Source organism: Stenotrophomonas sp. 57, assembly GCF_030291075.1.
GTDB lineage: Bacteria > Pseudomonadota > Gammaproteobacteria > Xanthomonadales > Xanthomonadaceae > Stenotrophomonas.
In genome coordinates this window covers 4,280,822-4,296,450 of sequence record NZ_CP127407.1, presented here as the reverse complement: position 1 = coordinate 4,296,450, position 15,629 = coordinate 4,280,822, and the positions used below count along the sequence as shown (strand labels likewise).

Here is a 15,629-nt window from a genome sequence, read left to right as displayed (position 1 = left end):
GACCTGTCCGGTGCAGGGCGCACCACAGGCAACGCAGGCGCCACCGTCAGCCGTGGCACCGGAACTTCAGAGCCAGTCGCGCGGCACCAGGTAGTCGGCCAGGCGCGCCTCGGCGCTGCCCGCTTCCGGGCTGAAACCGTATTCCCAGCGCACCCGCGGCGGCAGGCTCATCAGGATGCTCTCGCTGCGGCCACCACTCTGCAGGCCGAACAGCGTGCCGCGGTCATAGACCAGGTTGAACTCCACATAGCGGCCGCGGCGGTACAGCTGGAACTCGCGTTCGCGCTCGCCATAGAGGGCGTCCTTGCGCTGCTGCACGATCGGCAGGTACGCATCGAGGAAGCCATCGCCGACCGCACGCAGATAAGCGAAATCGCGCTCGAAGTCGCCGTGCAGGTCGTCGAAGAACAGACCGCCGACACCGCGCGTTTCATTGCGGTGGCGCAGGAAGAAGTACTCGTCGCACCAGCGCTTGTGTGCGGCATAGCGTTCGTCGCCGAACGGCGCACACAGATCGCGTGCGACGCGGTGCCAGTGCTGCACATCTTCATCGAACGGATAGAACGGGGTCAGGTCGAAACCGCCGCCGAACCAGCTGGCCACCACTTCACCGTCGCGCTGCGCCTGGAAGAAGCGCACGTTGGCATGGGTGGTCGGCACGTAGGGGTTGAGCGGGTGGAACACCAGCGACACGCCGGTGGCGCGCCAGGAGGCGCCGGCCAGTTCCGGGCGGTTGGCCGAGGCCGACGGCGGCAGGCGGCTGCCGGCCACGTCGGAGAAGCCGATGCCGGCCTGCTCGAACACCGCACCGTCACGCAGCACGCGGGTACGCCCGCCACCGCCCTCGGCACGCTGCCACAGGTCTTCCTGGAAGCGGGCCTGGCCATCGACGGCCTCGATCGCCGCACAGATGCGGTCCTGCAGGTCGGTGAGGTAGGCGCGCACGCGCTCGAATTCGTTCATGGCGCGTACTTTACCGCAACGGCCACGCACCGCTGGAAGGCCCCGTCCCTTGGAGACGTGGCGATCAGCCCCTCTTACTCGGTCGCCCTGAAGTAGTCGAATCCAACGTGCTGCCCGATGCCGAGCAGATCTCCGTTGAGCAGCGGCTGGAGGATCAGCTCTCCAACTCTTGCATGCTTGAGATGGATTCGGTCATTTTCCAGCCGGGCCTGCAGTTGGCCGAACGGCGCGGAGACACTGCCGTCTTCAGTGAAAGTAAGGGAGCTTATGATGCCGCCCAACGAGACGAACGTTCCTTGCGGAAGCTCCACGCTCTTGGCTGGCTGCAGGTCCGAGACCAGTCCGCGAAGTGGTTCCAGCAATGCGCAGTCGAGGCTCCGGCCACCGGTGCATGCCAGTTCCAGGGCCTCTATTGCCCGTCCAAGGTCGCCTGCCGAAGCGTGCAGATCGGCGACTTTGCGACAGAACGCACCATCAGGCGTCTTCGTGCAGAAGTCATGCAACGTTTCCCTGTGATCCTTTGGAAGGGTGGCGGTGGCCACAGTGGCTGCATGCAGCCCCAAAGAAGCGGCGACAATCGCGTTCCTGAATGAACTCAACAGTTCGGGTTTTTCCTCGAGCTGAGCCAGACACGCTGGCCCCGAGGTGGTGCTGTCGGGATCCTGGCACTCGGCGGGCAGCGGCATCGCGGCCAGCTGCTTCTCCAGCGTCGCCCGCATTCTGGTGACCAGCTCCTCCGCCGGGGCGATGGTGCCGGTATCGATCAGATGCTCAATGTACTTCTCCGGCAATGCCATGCACATGTAAGGCACGCCTTCCGCACATGCATCCTCAAGGGCGGTGGTTTCCATGGAATGCCGCATGTCCACGCATTGCTTGGGATCTGCGAGACAGCTGTCTGCGGGATGCCTGAGTGCGGCCGAGCACTGCGACGGTTCGATCAGCGAGTAGTGCGTTCCATCGTCGTGAAGAGCCTGTCCTGCCTGATCTGCACCCACGGAGCGGGCATAGCCGGTGCTGAGGTTGACGATGATCATGTCGTCCCCGGATTGTTGCAGGGCGAATCGGGAATGACTTCCGTTGTAGGAGATGGCATGTCCTCTATCCGGTGCCTCGACAACCATCTTCGAACTTCCGTGTTGGTCGCTGAAGACGCCACACGCGAGTCCAGATGCCGAGGTCGGAAGAGAAAGAGACAGCAGAAGTACGCCGATCACTGGCGACTGGGCGTGCAAGCGTGGAGCAACTAGCGGCATTTCGCCTTCTCGGTACGAATGGAGATGCTGGAGTACGCATTGGGCGATGACCTGAGCATGCCCGCCAGTTCCAGTGAAATCCATGATAGGGAGCCGCCCGGACGCAGCAGTGAGTTCCGTCGGAAACCCTTGCAGGCTGGCGGGAGCAACCCGCCCAAAGTGTGTCGATCACGACGATCAGGGCCCGTCCGAAGCTGCGGACAGGCCCTGGCCGGCTCAGCGCTTGCGGTTGGCGTTGCGCGGTACCGGAGTGTCGTCCACCGCCGCCTCGTCAACCGCCTTCTGCAGGGCACTGCCCAGCGTGATCAGCTCCCAGTTCTGCGTTTCGAGCACGTCGCAGGCCACATGCAGGCCGCTGCGGTCGGCCTTGCACAGCTGTTCCAGGATTCGACGCGCGTCCACCTCCGCACCGTTGCCTTGTGCGGTGACCAGATTCTCGCAACCCTCGCGGACACCGGCACGGCAGACCGTGGTGTAGTGCTCGATGGCCTGCAGCCAATGCCCGGACAGCGCTAGACGGTTGCCGAGAATGTTGCAGCCCTGCAGCTTGCCCTGCGCGCAGCAGGCTTCGGCACCGTCCTCGTTGGCCAGCGCCAGCGGGCAATCCTGCGGCAGTGGCAGCACCTTGAACTGCTTCGGTGCACTGCAGCGGGTCGGGCCCTTCCCGGTGGGGACGAACACCTGGAAGCGGGTCCAGTTATCCAGGCCCAGCAACTGGCCGCCCGGCAGCGGGCGCAGCACGAGGTCGCCATCCCGGTCGTGGCGGATGCGGATGTCGCCCGCTTCGACGCGTGCGCGAAGATGGCTGCTCCAGCCCACACCGACCAGGCCGTTGTCACCGAAGTCCAGCGTGTCCATCAGGCCGCCGTCGGACCGGTAATTGCCGCAGGGCAGGACCGTTGCTGGCTGCGGCTGCAACGATGCACCCACCGCCTGCAACGCCGACAGGCGCTCGCAGGTGGCGGTGTCATTGCCGGGGGGGCAGGCCGCAGCCAGGGCCTGCACCGCCTGCTGGGGATCTCCCGCCTCCCAGGACAGCTCAGCCACGCGGGTGCAGAAGCCGCCGTGCGGTACCTCGCGGCACAGCCGCAACAACTGTTGCCGCCGCTCGGCCGGAACGATCACCGGCACGGTCGGCGCCGTCATCGTCACCATGGCTTCGGTCATGGCTGCCGTCATCGCCGCCTTGACCAGCTGCTCCTGCACCGCGGGGTCGGCCTCGAGTGCGGCGGCACACGCCGGGGTTCCCTGCTCGAAGCCACCGTCGTCACAGGCGGCGGGAAGTTTGATGCCGGACAGGGCGGCGTCCAGCGCTGCCTTTGCCAGAGTGGGATCGGCCTCGACCTTAGGTTTGGCCTCCTCGTGCCAACGATCAGCCAGTTGCAGGCACATGCCGGGTACGCCTTCCCGGCACCCTGCTTCCAGCGCGGTCGGGCTTGCTTCGCGACGGTTGTCCAGGCACCCCGCCGCATCGGCCAGGCAGCTGCCTTCAGCCGGCGAGGCGGCTGCGGCGCACTGTGCAGGGGCCTGCAGGATGTAGACCGTGCCATCCACCTCGACCGTCCGGCCACGATCGCGCACCTGCAGCGCGCTGGGCAGGCCGTACTCCAGGTTCACCAGTTGCAGCTTTCCGTCGATCTGCTGGAAGGCGACCGGAGACGGGGCACTGCCGAAGTGCTTCTGCTCGCCGCGGTTCGGCGAGCTGATGCGCAGCGTACCACTGCCTTCGTCCGCCCTGAACAGGCCGCATTGCGGTGACTGTGCGGCGGCCATCGGCGCGGCCAGCAGCAGCGCCCAGGCCAGCCAGAGGCGGCGCGGTGCGGGTGAATGCATGTCGTCTCCTTGACGATCAAACGGAAAACTCCAGGCGCTACGGCGAACCACGGCCCTCGCGCGGGGGCGTGCATTGTGCCGTGCCGGGCACCGGCTGGTAACGCTGATATCCCGTCTGCGCATCCATGCCAAGCAGGTCGCCATTGCCGAGCTGGCGCAGGACAAGGGGTTCACCGTTCTGCTGCAGGTGGATGGCGCCGTCATGCAGGCGGCCACGCGTGCCATCGCCAAAGACGAGCCTGTCGATCACGCCACCATCGGCCTGGTAGCGGCCGCACGGCACCCGGTGGGCCGGGACGAGGCGCAGATCCGCACCGAGATCGCGCAGCGGTGCGATGCGTTCGCAGGCACTGATGCGTCCTGCATCGCAGACCACCTGCAGGGCCTGCACCGCCAACGTGGGTTTCAGCGCGATCAACTGCTGTTCGGCCACTTCGGCGCAGAAGCGACCACTGCGGTGTTGCAGGCACAGTTGCTGCAGGAGGTCGCGTGCAGCGGCCGGAAGCGGTGAATCCAGTGTGTCTTCGTCTTCCTGTTGCAGGCGTTCACCCACCGACTGCATCGCGGCAGCCAGCGCATCGTCAGTCAGCGCTTCGCAGGCCTGCGGGTCATGCCCGGGTGTGTGTTCGCGGCAGGCGCGCGGACGTTCGAAGCGCACGGGGCCGGTGTCTCCGCTTCCGGCCGCAGTTACGCCATCGCGCAGTTGCCGCAACAGCGCCGAGCAGCCCGCGCCAACGCCCTCGCGGCACGCGCGCTGGGCCTGGCCGGGAGAGGCGGCGGGCAGCTGCGCGATGCAGTGGCTGCCGGCGGCGCGGCAGCTGCCGTCCGTCGCGCTGGGCTCGGTGGCGCAGGTGCGGGACTGGCGCAGGGTATAGACCACGACGCCCCCGTCCTCGATGCGCTGGCCATCGGCACTGATCCGGATCGGTGCCGCCACGCCATCGTCGAGCATGACCAGGCGTGTCTGCGCCGCACTGCGATCAACCCACAGCGGCTCCGGCTCGCTGATGTCGTTGTGGCGGTAACCGGTGTTGGGGGTGGTGAACACCAGCGCCATGCCACCATCGGTGCTGCGGTACTCGCCACATCGCAACGCGTCAGCGGCAGCCGGCAGCGCGGCGAACAGCAGCAGTGCGGGGAGAACAGCCAGCAAGCGCATGCGACGGTCCTTGTCGTGCGGGAAAGGGATGGGGCTCAGTGGAAACGCGAGCGGATATCCGGCCGCAGCAGGCGCCAGGCCAGCCAGCCTTGTGCAACGAGGATGGCCACGGCGCCTCCGGACAAGGTCAGTGACACCAGGATTCGTTGGACCCGGGCTTCGCGCAGCGTATGTGGATCGACGATATGCGTCATGAGGTCAGCGAAGATGCTGTCCAGCCACCAGACGACCGCGAAATTCGCCACCGCGGACAACCACAGCAACGCCACGTAGCTCCAGAGTCCCCAGCGATGCTGCCGGTAGAAGCCCCAGCTTGAAAGCACGGCAGGTATGCCGGGTACCGACAGCCATAATGTGGCGGCGACCGGGTCCTTCAGCATCCACTGCACGCTGTGGGGGAAACCCTGCTCAGTGGCCATTATGATCATTCTCTGCCAGAACGGACTGTCAGCCAGCTGCCAAAGCAACACTGTTTGAAGTGCAATGAGTACGATGAACCCTGCGCAGACCAGCAGGGAAGCCAGGCCCAGCGGTCGGATGAAATCCTGGGCGGTGACTGCGCTGGAAGGACGGCCTTGGTGCGATTGAAGCGACATCCGATGTCCTGGGCAGCAGTGGGGTAATCAGCGGGCCGTCACCCGGGTGGCGACCGCCGGCAGGATATGGTGTTCGCTCAAGGGTGCCAAGGGCAGGCCATGCGGCGGTTGCAGCGGCACCCAGGCCAGTTCGGCGATCTCGGCGCGCGCCTGTGGCGTGCCGTGCACCTGCACCCACCACGCCTGTGCCTGCACGCGGTGGCCCGGTTCATTCACCGCCCAGTCCTCGAACGTGCCCAGCGCGATGGCGGTCCCGGCGCGCAGCTGCACACCAATTTCTTCATCCAGTTCGCGGGCCAGTGCCTGCAGTGGCGTCTCGCCGGCTTCGGGCTTGCCGCCCGGCTGGATGAAGCGGCTGGCGCCGTGCTTGCGCACCACCAGCGCCTGGCCGCGGTCATCCAGGATGACCGCGGCCACGATCTGGATCGTGGCCGCGGCGTCGCTCACTTCAGGTTCTGCTCGAACAGCTTGAGGATGCGCTTGTACTGGTCCAGCCAGGAGTCGGCGCGCACGTAGCCGTGGCGCTCCAGCGGGTATGGTGCGATCGACCAGTTGTCCTTGTGCAGTTCGATCAGGCGCTGGGTCAGGTTCACCGAGTCCTGGAAGAACACGTTGTCATCCATCATGCCGTGGGCGATCAGCAGGTTGTCCTGCAGGTTCTGCGCGTACTCGATCGGCGAGGACACGCGGTACGCCTCCGGATCGATGTCCGGGGTGTTGAGGATGTTGCTGGTGTAGCCGTGGTTGTACTGGTGCCAGTCCACCACCGGGCGCAGCGCGGCGCCGGCCTTGAAGGTGCCCGGCGAGCGGAACAGCGCCATGAAGGTCATGAAGCCGCCGTAGGAACCGCCGTAGATGCCGGCGTGGTCGCGGTCACCCTGCTGGGTGTCGACCAGCCAGTCCAGGCCGTCCTTGTAGTCTTCCAGTTCGGGGTGGCCCATGTTGCGGTAGATCGCCGTGCGCCAGTCGCGGCCGTAGCCCTCGCTGCCGCGGTAATCCATGTCCAGCACGATGTAGCCCTTCTGCACCAGCAGGTTGTGGAACATCTGCTCGCGGAAGTAGGCCGGGTAGCGCTGGTGCACGTTCTGCAGGTAGCCGGCGCCGTGCACGAACATCACGATCGGGTACTTCTTCCCCGGTTCCTTGGTTTCCGGCTCGTAGTACTTGGCCCAGACCACGCCGGCGCCGTGCTTGGACGGCACCGCCACCAGCTTCGGCTGGATCCACTGGCGGGCCTTGTAGTCGGCGGTACGGGTATCGGTCAGCACGCGCGCCTGCCCACCGGCGCTGGGCAGCACCGCCAGCTGCGGCGGCAGGTAGGCACCGGAGTAACGCACCAGCAGCTGCTGGCCGTCCGGCGACAGCGAGAAGTCTTCCACGCCGTTGAGGCTGGTCAGCTCGCGCACCTGGCGGCTGCCGGTATCGACCGCGCAGACTTCGTAGTCATGCGGCGCCTGCTGGTTGCACAGGAAGTAGAAGCCCTTGCCATCGGCCGAAGGCACCGGCGCCGAGGTTTCCCACTTGCCGCTGGTCAGCGCCTGCGGCTTGGCGGTGCCGGCCTGGGTGTACAGGTGCGAGAAGCCCGATTCCTCGGACAGCAGCCACAGCGTGCGGCCATCGGCCATCCAGCCGAAATCGTTGAAACCCCAGTTGATCCAGGCGTTGTCGGTCAGGCGGTGGCGGTTCTGCACGCGGCCGTCGGCAGCGTTGACGCTGATGATCCAGCGGTCCTTGTTGTCGTTGGCACGCAGCATCACTGCGGCCTGCTGGCCGTCGGCGCTCCAGCGGATGCCGCCGCCCATGAAGTCGCTCATCACCTGCACGCTGCGTTCGCCCTTCAGCGCATCCTTGCCGGCCTTGCGGCGCAGCTCGGCCAGCGGATCGGTGCTGATGCCTGGCAGCCCGGCCAGCGAGACCTTTTCGGCCTTGCCGGTGCGCACGTCCACGTACCACAGGGTGTGCGGCTCGAAGCCGTTGCGGCCGACGCGGGTGCGGGTGTCTTCGGTTTCCTCGTAGCCCGACTCGGTCACGTACAGCGGCATCTTGCCGCCGCGGCCGTCATCGAAGTCCTTCGGCTTGGTCACCACGATCAGGTGGGTCAGGTCCGGCGACAGCACGCTGTCGGCGATCTCCACGTCGGCACCCAGATAGACCGGGCCCGGTGCGCGGGTCGGATCAGCCTGGCGCCAGCGCTGGTCCTGGTCCTTCAATGCCTCGCGCTGGTCGCGGTCGCGGCGCAGGGTTTCCAGCGTGCGAAGCTGCTGGTCGCGCAGCACGTCGGCCTTCGGCGGCGTGCGCGGGTCCTTCTCGGCCTTCAGGCTGGCCACCTGCTGCACGCCGTTGGCGGCGGTCCAGTGGAACCAGTTCTGGCCGACGCGCCAGATCACGCCGTTGTCGGCAGCGAAGTTCACGTTGCCCGCGCGCTCGTTGCTGCGGGTCAGCTGGGTCAGCGCGCCGCTGCGCAGGTCGCGCACGAACACGTCGCCATTGCGCACGAAGGCGCTGCGGCTGCGGCTGCGGTCGTAGACCGGCTCGGCCACGTCCAGGGTACCGCGCTGGTCATCGGCCACCTGCGCGGCCACGCCACCGGCCAGCGGCTGGCGGAAGGTATCGCGCACCGGGCTGCCGTTGCGCTTGAGCTGGTATTCCACCTGCTGGCTGTTCCACGACCACCAGGCCTTTTCGACCGGCGGACCGATCCAGTCCGGGTCGGCCATGGCCTGTTCGATGGTGATCGGCGTGGGCGCAGCATGCGCGGCCGGTGCGGCCAGCACGGCCGACAGCAGGAGGGACAGGGGCAGCACTCGGGACATGGGCGGACGGCACCGGATGAGGAAACCGGCCAAGGGTAGCAGCCGCCCCGGCCCGGGGCAGGGGCCACAGGTCATGGCAACGGAATCGGCAAAATGCTGCAACCGGTTGCCGGGGTCGCGCATCCAATCTCCTGAACCCGCATCATCCATCGAACAGGAGCCCGACCATGCAGGAACTCATCCCGATCACCCTCTTCATCTGCATCGCCTACGCGATCCATGCCATTGCCGATGCCCGCGCCCGCAGCAAGCTGGTGGCCCCGCACGTGCCGGAGGAAGTGATCCGCTCGCTGGCCGTACTGGAAGAGGAGCGCCGCCGCCAGGGGGCGCTGCGCTGGGGCATCAGCCTGGTCAGCCTGGCCGTGGCGATGGGCCTGCTGGAGGCGATCGGCGCACGCGAGCTGACCTTTGGCGCCGCCGCCGCGATGGTCGGCAGCGCCGGCCTTGGCCAGCTGCTGGCCTGGCACTTCACCCGTCCTGCCGCGCGCAAGGGCTGAGGCAGGCATGCCACGGGCACAGGGGGCGCCCCGCGCATGAGCCTGCTGGGCGGAGCACTGGCTGCATTGCGGGGACGACGCCGCGACGTCCCCGTCGAGCCCACGCCGGACGCGGACGACGACCGCGCCCTGGTCATCGCCATCATCGATGGCTCGCAACCGGCGTTCGCGCAGCTGGTGCAGGCCCATCAACGTACCTGCGCGCATGTGATCGGGCGGATGGTCGGCGACCGCGACCAGGTCGCCGACCTGCTGCAGGAAACCTTCCTGGCGGTGTACCGCCAGCTGCACCGGTTCCGTTTTGAATCCTCGCTGCGCACCTGGGTCTCACGGGTGGCCTATACGACCGCGCTGCAGCACCTGCGCCGGCGACGCCTGGAAGCGCAGTGGATGGTGGCGGTGGAGGTGCCGGAAGAACTGGGCATCGGCGATGAAGGCCCAGGCCCGGCGGAGCTGAGCGAGGCATTGCAGACCGGGCGCCAGCTGGGCGCGGCACTGGAGCGGCTGAGCGCGCCACAGCGGCTGATCGTCGGTCTGCACTATCTGGAAGATTTCGATCTGGCCGAGATCGAACAGGTGACCGGGCTGGCACGCGGTACCATCAAGAGCCACCTGTTCCGCGCACGTCAGGTCCTGAAACAGGAACTGACGCGGCACGCCACCGCCGGAGAACTGCTGTGAACCCACCGACCGATCCCCGCGATGCGGAAGCGCGCGCGCTGGCACAGGCGTTGCGAGAGCAGGCGCGGCAGGAGGAAACGCCGGATGTAAGCGAGGCGCTGAATAAGCGCATTGCCGCTGAGTCGCGCGACAGTGGCGTGGGCTATGTGGTGGTGCAGGTGGTGTTGCTGGGGGCGTTGGTGGCAGGGGCTGTCTGGTACTTCTGGCGCTGACAGGACGTGGTGATGCGTTGGACGCATTCTGCGTGGTCTGCAGGACCAACGACCTGGAATGAGGACTCGTGAAATTCGCGAGCTTCATCAAGATGTGGTGATTGGCGCCATGACGAGTCGTGATCGCATCGCCAATCGTAAGCTGATGCTGCCGACAGTGATTCCGGGCGCTCGACCATCTTGAGGATAGTTGCAGAGTTCCAGTCCGCTATTGAGGTTCATGTGCGTCCTGGAGAACGCTCGGTCGTCGGCAATCGCTGACGCAGGTCATGGCCGGGGAGGCTTGAACCTGTTCGCGTTCCATCAACTTCAACGGAGATGCGTCATGTCGAAGATCGGCAAGTCTGTGCTGCCCGTGCCTTCAGCCCGTATCTGGCCACTCCTGGCGATCCAGTGAGAAGCAGGGATCTGCCCCTGCGTGGGATGCCGATCGCGTCGGTCTAGGCGAAGGGTCAACGCTATGGAGGGTGTGTGAGTATCTATTACGTTTCTCTGTCGCTCAAGCGCTTTCGGCAGCGCCTCGGGACGCACATTGCCGTGGCCCTCATGCTTGGCGCGGGCGTGGGAACCGCGATGGTGATGCTGTCCATTGTGCTGCAGGCATCCTCCGATCCGGCCCCGGGACGCAGCGGGTCGCTCTTCCGTCCACACCTGGATGTGCGCCCACGGGCACAGCATGCGGCAGCGCCTGATCCTGGGCAGGGGTTGACCTGGCCTGATGCCAAAGCCCTGCTGGAGCAAGGGCATGCCTGGAACCAGGCAGCCATGGCCGGTGGCGCCGTGACCCTGCTGAAAGCCGGGCAGTCAAGTGTGCGGCTGCGTGCGAGATACGCGACGTCAGAGGTGTTCAGCGTGCTCGGGATCACGCTGGTGCAAGGGCGATCGTGGACGGCGGAGGAAGGGCAGGCCGGAAGTCGGATCGCTGTGCTGTCGCAGGGAGCCGCAGCGGTCGAGTGCCCGGCAGGATGCATCGGCCATCCGCTGGAGCTGAGCGGGCGCACATACACGGTTGTCGGCGTGGCGGAGGACTGGCATCCGGTGCCGATGTTCCAGGGAGACGTGACCCGCCGTCCTTTCGTGGAACCCGATCAGATCTATCTGCCGGTTGAAACCGCCATTGAGGACGGGTTGACCGTGGTCGACGGCGTGGCGGTCTGGGGCGGCGGCGAGGGGGTGGAACTTGGCGGCGCCCAGGCGTCCTGGCTGCAACTGTGGGCATGGCTACCGACAGTGGATGACGTGTCTGGATACCGCGCGATGCTGACTGCGTATGCACAGGCCCGGGATGTGCAGGTCGACCCGGATGGCGATCAGGTCGGGCTCTGGCCGCTGATGGCGTGGCTGGATCGACAGGGGCTGGTCCCTGAGCGCACGCGGACCCAGCTTCATCTGGCACTGCTTCTGCTGGTGGTCTGCATCGTCAATGCGGCCGCGCTGCTGGGATTCAGCCTGGGCGCACGCCGTCGCGAGCTTGCGATACGTCGCGCGCTGTGTGCCCGGCGGGGGGATGTCTTTGCCCAGCTCATGTGGGAGTCGGCATCGTCGGGATTGGCCAGTGCCGCACTGGCGGCCATTACGTATGCGGTGGGCATGCGGCTGGTGGCGACAGGGAAGGTGCTTCAGTCGGCAATCACTACGCTGGATCCGGCATCCGTACTGATGGCGGCCGGGGTTGGGTTCGCGACAGCACTGTTGTGTGCGCTCATCCCGGCGCTGGAAGTCTGCCGGAGCGGGTCGCTGTCGCGGTTGTTTGCAAAGGGAGCGGCGTGAAATGCTGGATTCAATGCAGGAAGTCCGCAACCACCTGGGGCGCGCGTCGCTGCTGTTTGTACAGGCCGCACTGGCCAGCCTGGCCTGCGCCTTTGCCCTGCAGTCTGCCGCAGATGGTTTCTCACGATTGAACACGCGGGGCATCGAGGGAGCACAGGCGATCGGTGTCATCCGGGTCTCCGATATCGAAGAGAGCGTGGCGCCTTCGGTGGTGCGATCGGACCTCTCCGCCATCCAGCTACCTGGCGTCCGGCAGGTGGTCGCCAGCGATTCGGTTCCATTCGGAGGCAGGGCACATCACTACGGCGCATGCACCAGCGATGCGGCCATGGCCCGCGCCATGGCGGCTGGTAGCAGCGACGTGGCTGGCTGTGACCGCATTTCCGTGGTAACCGCCAGCCCAGGCTTGTTGACGATGCTGGGGGCACAGGTGGTGACGGGGCGTTTGCCGGCAGACCATGAGGCGGCCGACGGCGCGCCTGTCGTGCTGATCAGCGAGGCATTGGCCGTGCGTCTGTTTGGCTCGGAGAGCGCCGTGGGTCGTCAGCTGTACTTCGGGCCGGGAAGCAGCAGGGTGATCGTGGGTGTGTTCTCGTCCATCGTCGGGCCTGCGCCAGGGGGAAACGATCGGGACTCGCAGTGGGCGCTGTTTCCCGGATTTCCAACCGGCGCGAGCCGCTATTACCTGACCCGATCCCACGCGGAGGTGGACCGCGTGCTGCTTGACCGCACCGTTGAAGCGCTGCGGCAGCCCTATCGCGTCGTGAATCCGTCAGGCGTTGACACGTTGGCGGGATATCGTGATGCCTACCTTCGGGCAGACCGCTTCACGACGGCCATGCTTGCTTTCATGGCGGCGGTGGTCCTGGGTGTGCTGATGGCCGGCGTGTCCGGCGTGGTAGGCGCATGGCTGGAGCGCAGGCGGCGCTCCATCGGTATTCGTCGAACATTGGGTGCCCGCGGATCGGTGATTTTCGCGGAGATCATCTTCGAAGTCAGCATCTTCACTGTTCCCGGCGCCCTGCTGGGTGCGTGGTTGCTGCACCTGCTCTGGTCGCCGCAGCACGAGGTCGCGATATCGCCTTGGCTGACAGGGTCGCTGGCGTTCATGCTGGTGATGCTGGCGAGCCTTGCCGCCCTGCTGCCCCGTGCATGGCGGACGGTCCGGCAGGAACCGCTGGCATTGTTGAAACCGTTCTGACACGTTCACCGACGAAAACGCTCGCCCCCTGCGACAAAGTGAAGCAGCGCGTCACCCGGTCGCATCCCACCTTAACGAAATCCTCCTAAAGTGGTCCGGTATCCCACCGGTCGCAGGCAGGAGGCGTCCCTTGGACGCGTTGTTGTTGTCCCGGATCCAGTTCGGATTCGTCATCAGTTTCCACGTGCTGTTCCCCGCCTTCACCATCGGTACGGCCAGCTGGCTGGCCTTCATCGAATGGCGCTGGCTCCGCACGAAGCTGCCCGTGTGGCGCGAGCTGTATTTCTTCTGGCAGAAGATCTTCGCGGTGTCGTTCGGCATGGGTGTGGTCAGCGGCATCGTCATGGCCTTCCAGTTCGGCACCAACTGGCCGCGGTTGAGCGAGGTGGCCGGCACGGTCATCGGCCCGCTGCTGACCTATGAAGTGCTGACCGCGTTCTTCCTGGAAGCCAGCTTCCTCGGCGTGATGATGTTCGGCTGGGGCCGGGTCTCGCCGCGCCTGCATTTCCTGTCCACCTGCATGGTGGCGCTGGGCACGCTGTTCTCCACGTTCTGGATCCTGTCGTCCAACAGCTGGCTGCACACGCCGGCCGGCTACGAGATGGTCAACGGCATCGTGCATCCGGTGGACTGGTGGCAGGTGGTGTTCAATCCCTCGTTCCCCTACCGCCTGGCGCACATGGCGCTGGGGTCGTTCATCACGACCTGTTTCGTGATCGGTGGCGTGGGCGCGTGGTACCTGCGCAGGGGCACGCACGTGGAAGCGGGCCGGCGCATGCTGATCGCCGCCGTGGCGTTCGCCGCGCTGACCGTGCCGGTGCAGATCTTCGTCGGCGACATGCATGGCCTGAACACGCTCAAGCACCAGCCGATGAAGATCGCGGCGGTGGAAGCGCACTGGCATGAAACCCGGGAAGGCGAGGGCGTACCGCTGGTGGTGTTCGCGCTGCCCAACGAGAAGGAAGAGCGCAACGATTTCGAAGTGGCCATCCCGAAGCTGGGCAGCGTGATCCTGACCCACAGCCTGGACGGCACCTTCGACCCGCTGACCTCAGTACCGGCCAGCGAGCGGCCGCCGGTGATGCCGGTGTTCTTCGCCTTCCGCATCATGGTCGGGCTGGGCACGCTGATGCTGCTGCTGGCCTGGGTATCGGCCTTCCAGCTGTGGCGGAACAAGCTGCTGGATTCGCCGTGGCTGCTGCGCGGCTGGAACTGGATGCTGCCCAGCGGCTTCATCGCACTGTTGTCGGGCTGGTTCGTCACCGAGATGGGCCGACAGCCCTGGGTGGTGTATGGCGTGCTGCGCACTGCTGATGCAGTCGGCCCGCAGAGCGCGTGGATGACGGCGTTGTCGCTGGGTGTGTACGTGGTTGGCTACGCCTTCGTGTTCGGCTGGGGCATCTGGTACCTGGTGAAGATCCTGCGCCACGGGCCGCAGCCCTACGCCGAAGGCCCTTCGCTGGACCACGGCAGCCATACTCCGGCGCGCCCGTTGTCGGCCGCCGACGAACCGCTGGAGGAGCGCTGACATGGACCTGATGACCTGGCTGCCGGTGGCATGGTTCGCGGTGATCGGTTTCGGCGTACTGATGTACGTGGTGCTGGACGGCTTTGTGCTCGGCATCGGCATCCTCGCCCCATTCGCCGAGGACGAGGACCAGTTGGACCTGATGATGAACACCGCCGCGCCGATCTGGGACGGCAACGAGACCTGGCTGGTGCTGGGCGGCGCCGGCCTGCTGGCGGCGTTCCCGAAGGCGTATGCGGCGCTGCTCTCGGCGCTGTACCTGCCGGTGCTGCTGCTGGTGGTGGCACTGGTGTTCCGTGGCGTGGCGTTCGAGTTCCGGTTCAAGGCGCACCGCTCGCGCCGGCTGTGGAGCGTGGCGTTCGGCCTCGGTTCGCTGCTGGCGACCTTTGCCCAGGGCGTGATCCTCGGCACCCTGGTGCAGGGCATCCCGCTGGTGGACGGTGTCTATCAGGGCGGACCGTTCGCCTGGTTCAGCCCGTTCGCGATGCTCACCGGTGCCGCGCTGGTGGCAGGCTACGCGCTGCTGGGCAGCACCTGGCTGATCCTGAAGACCGAAGGGCGGGTGCAGGCGCTGGCGCGGCAGCTGACCCGGCCGCTGGTGGTGGCGGTGATCGCGGCGATGGGCCTGGTCAGCAGCTGGCTGCCATTCCTCGATTCGCGGTTGATGGCGCGCTGGTTCAGCGACGGCAACTTCTGGTGGCTGTCGCCGGTGCCGCTGCTGACCCTGGCGGTGGCGGCCGCGCTGTGGCGCAGCGCCACCCACCCGCGCCGCGACCTGCCGCCGTTCCTGCTCAGCCTGGCTCTGTTCGTGCTCGGCTTCCTCGGCCTGGTGCTGGGCATGTGGCCCTACCTGCTGCCGCCGTCGATGACGCTGTGGCAGGCTGCCGCGCCGGCCTCGTCACTGGGTTTCACCCTTGTTGGCCTGGTCGTTCTGCTGCCGGTCATCCTCGGCTATACCGCGTGGTCGTACCGCGTATTCCGCGGGAAAGTGCTCGCTGACGCGGGATACCACTGAGCCTCCCACGCGGGAACTGCGGCTGGCCGTTCCCGCGTTGTTGTTTGTGAAAACTGCATTCACTGCATTGGACGTGATAGCGTGCGCTCCTTTCCGGCAGCCAAG

The 15,629-nt window shown here is 66.4% G+C and carries 14 protein-coding genes; 7 read left to right on the top strand and 7 right to left on the bottom strand.

Going from position 1 to position 15,629, the window contains the following annotated elements; genetic code table 11:
* Positions 1 to 66: 66 nt before the first annotated feature.
* The 7 genes from hemF to QP512_RS19715 all read right to left on the bottom strand — a co-directional run bounded on the left by hemF (position 67) and on the right by QP512_RS19715 (position 8,620).
* Positions 67 to 963 (bottom strand): oxygen-dependent coproporphyrinogen oxidase, encoded by an 897-nt coding sequence (gene hemF / locus QP512_RS19745; RefSeq protein ID WP_286070367.1) that lies wholly within the window; start codon positions 961 to 963, stop codon positions 67 to 69.
* A 74-nt stretch (positions 964 to 1,037) separates the two neighbouring features.
* The gene (locus tag QP512_RS19740; protein WP_286070366.1) at positions 1,038 to 2,087 is read right to left on the bottom strand and encodes a hypothetical protein; all 1,050 of its coding nucleotides are present in this window, start codon (positions 2,085 to 2,087) and stop codon (positions 1,038 to 1,040) included.
* 348 nt (positions 2,088 to 2,435) lie between these two features.
* On the bottom strand, positions 2,436 to 4,052 hold the full coding sequence (locus QP512_RS19735) for a hypothetical protein (RefSeq protein ID WP_286070365.1): 1,617 nt from the start codon (positions 4,050 to 4,052) through the stop codon (positions 2,436 to 2,438).
* A gap of 37 nt (positions 4,053 to 4,089) precedes the next feature.
* The gene (locus QP512_RS19730) at positions 4,090 to 5,211 is read right to left on the bottom strand and encodes a hypothetical protein (RefSeq protein WP_286070364.1); all 1,122 of its coding nucleotides are present in this window, start codon (positions 5,209 to 5,211) and stop codon (positions 4,090 to 4,092) included.
* A 35-nt stretch (positions 5,212 to 5,246) separates the two neighbouring features.
* Entirely contained in the window at positions 5,247 to 5,807 is a 561-nt protein-coding gene (locus QP512_RS19725; RefSeq protein ID WP_286070363.1) for a hypothetical protein, read from the bottom strand.
* Between the two features lie 27 nt (positions 5,808 to 5,834).
* Complete coding sequence (locus tag QP512_RS19720) at positions 5,835 to 6,254, bottom strand: NUDIX domain-containing protein (RefSeq protein WP_286070362.1); 420 nt, start codon at positions 6,252 to 6,254, stop codon at positions 5,835 to 5,837.
* Complete coding sequence (locus tag QP512_RS19715) at positions 6,251 to 8,620, bottom strand: S9 family peptidase (protein ID WP_286070361.1); 2,370 nt, start codon at positions 8,618 to 8,620, stop codon at positions 6,251 to 6,253. The genes QP512_RS19720 and QP512_RS19715 overlap by 4 nt, the downstream gene beginning before the upstream one ends.
* Before the next feature lie 167 nt (positions 8,621 to 8,787).
* Here QP512_RS19715 and QP512_RS19710 point away from each other — a divergent pair, with 167 nt between their 5' ends.
* From QP512_RS19710 to cydB, 7 genes are all read left to right on the top strand, one after another.
* On the top strand, positions 8,788 to 9,117 hold the full coding sequence (locus QP512_RS19710; RefSeq protein WP_010482336.1) for a hypothetical protein: 330 nt from the start codon (positions 8,788 to 8,790) through the stop codon (positions 9,115 to 9,117).
* Positions 9,118 to 9,153: 36 nt separating this feature from the next.
* The gene (locus QP512_RS19705; RefSeq protein WP_286070360.1) at positions 9,154 to 9,798 is read left to right on the top strand and encodes a sigma-70 family RNA polymerase sigma factor; all 645 of its coding nucleotides are present in this window, start codon (positions 9,154 to 9,156) and stop codon (positions 9,796 to 9,798) included.
* On the top strand, positions 9,795 to 10,010 hold the full coding sequence (locus tag QP512_RS19700) for a hypothetical protein (RefSeq protein ID WP_286070359.1): 216 nt from the start codon (positions 9,795 to 9,797) through the stop codon (positions 10,008 to 10,010). The genes QP512_RS19705 and QP512_RS19700 overlap by 4 nt, the downstream gene beginning before the upstream one ends.
* A gap of 471 nt (positions 10,011 to 10,481) precedes the next feature.
* Positions 10,482 to 11,780, top strand: a complete 1,299-nt coding sequence (locus QP512_RS19695; protein ID WP_286070358.1) for an ABC transporter permease — start codon at positions 10,482 to 10,484, stop codon at positions 11,778 to 11,780.
* A gap of 1 nt (position 11,781) precedes the next feature.
* Positions 11,782 to 12,981 carry an ABC transporter permease gene (locus QP512_RS19690; protein WP_286070357.1) on the top strand — a complete coding sequence of 400 codons (1,200 nt, stop codon included), beginning with the start codon at positions 11,782 to 11,784 and terminating at the stop codon, positions 12,979 to 12,981.
* Between the two features lie 130 nt (positions 12,982 to 13,111).
* A complete protein-coding gene (locus QP512_RS19685; protein ID WP_286070356.1) occupies positions 13,112 to 14,509 on the top strand; it encodes a cytochrome ubiquinol oxidase subunit I in 1,398 nt (465 codons plus the stop codon).
* Position 14,510: 1 nt separating this feature from the next.
* The gene (gene cydB, locus QP512_RS19680) at positions 14,511 to 15,524 is read left to right on the top strand and encodes a cytochrome d ubiquinol oxidase subunit II (RefSeq protein WP_286070355.1); all 1,014 of its coding nucleotides are present in this window, start codon (positions 14,511 to 14,513) and stop codon (positions 15,522 to 15,524) included.
* The last annotated feature ends 105 nt before the right edge of the window (positions 15,525 to 15,629 follow it).

Bases quoted from the DNA above. Each gene is read 5' to 3' on its own strand.
- QP512_RS19705 (WP_286070360.1), top strand. From the start codon at position 9,154: ATGAGCCTGCTGGGCGGAGCACTGGCTGCATTGCGGGGACGACGCCGC.
- hemF (WP_286070367.1), bottom strand. From the start codon at position 963: ATGAACGAATTCGAGCGCGTGCGCGCCTACCTCACCGACCTGCAGGAC.
- QP512_RS19690 (WP_286070357.1), top strand. From the start codon at position 11,782: ATGCTGGATTCAATGCAGGAAGTCCGCAACCACCTGGGGCGCGCGTCG.
- cydB (WP_286070355.1), top strand. From the start codon at position 14,511: ATGGACCTGATGACCTGGCTGCCGGTGGCATGGTTCGCGGTGATCGGT.
- QP512_RS19735 (WP_286070365.1), bottom strand. From the start codon at position 4,052: ATGCATTCACCCGCACCGCGCCGCCTCTGGCTGGCCTGGGCGCTGCTG.
- QP512_RS19725 (WP_286070363.1), bottom strand. From the start codon at position 5,807: ATGTCGCTTCAATCGCACCAAGGCCGTCCTTCCAGCGCAGTCACCGCC.
- QP512_RS19730 (WP_286070364.1), bottom strand. From the start codon at position 5,211: ATGCGCTTGCTGGCTGTTCTCCCCGCACTGCTGCTGTTCGCCGCGCTG.
- QP512_RS19740 (WP_286070366.1), bottom strand. From the start codon at position 2,087: ATGGTTGTCGAGGCACCGGATAGAGGACATGCCATCTCCTACAACGGA.
- QP512_RS19715 (WP_286070361.1), bottom strand. From the start codon at position 8,620: ATGTCCCGAGTGCTGCCCCTGTCCCTCCTGCTGTCGGCCGTGCTGGCC.
- QP512_RS19710 (WP_010482336.1), top strand. From the start codon at position 8,788: ATGCAGGAACTCATCCCGATCACCCTCTTCATCTGCATCGCCTACGCG.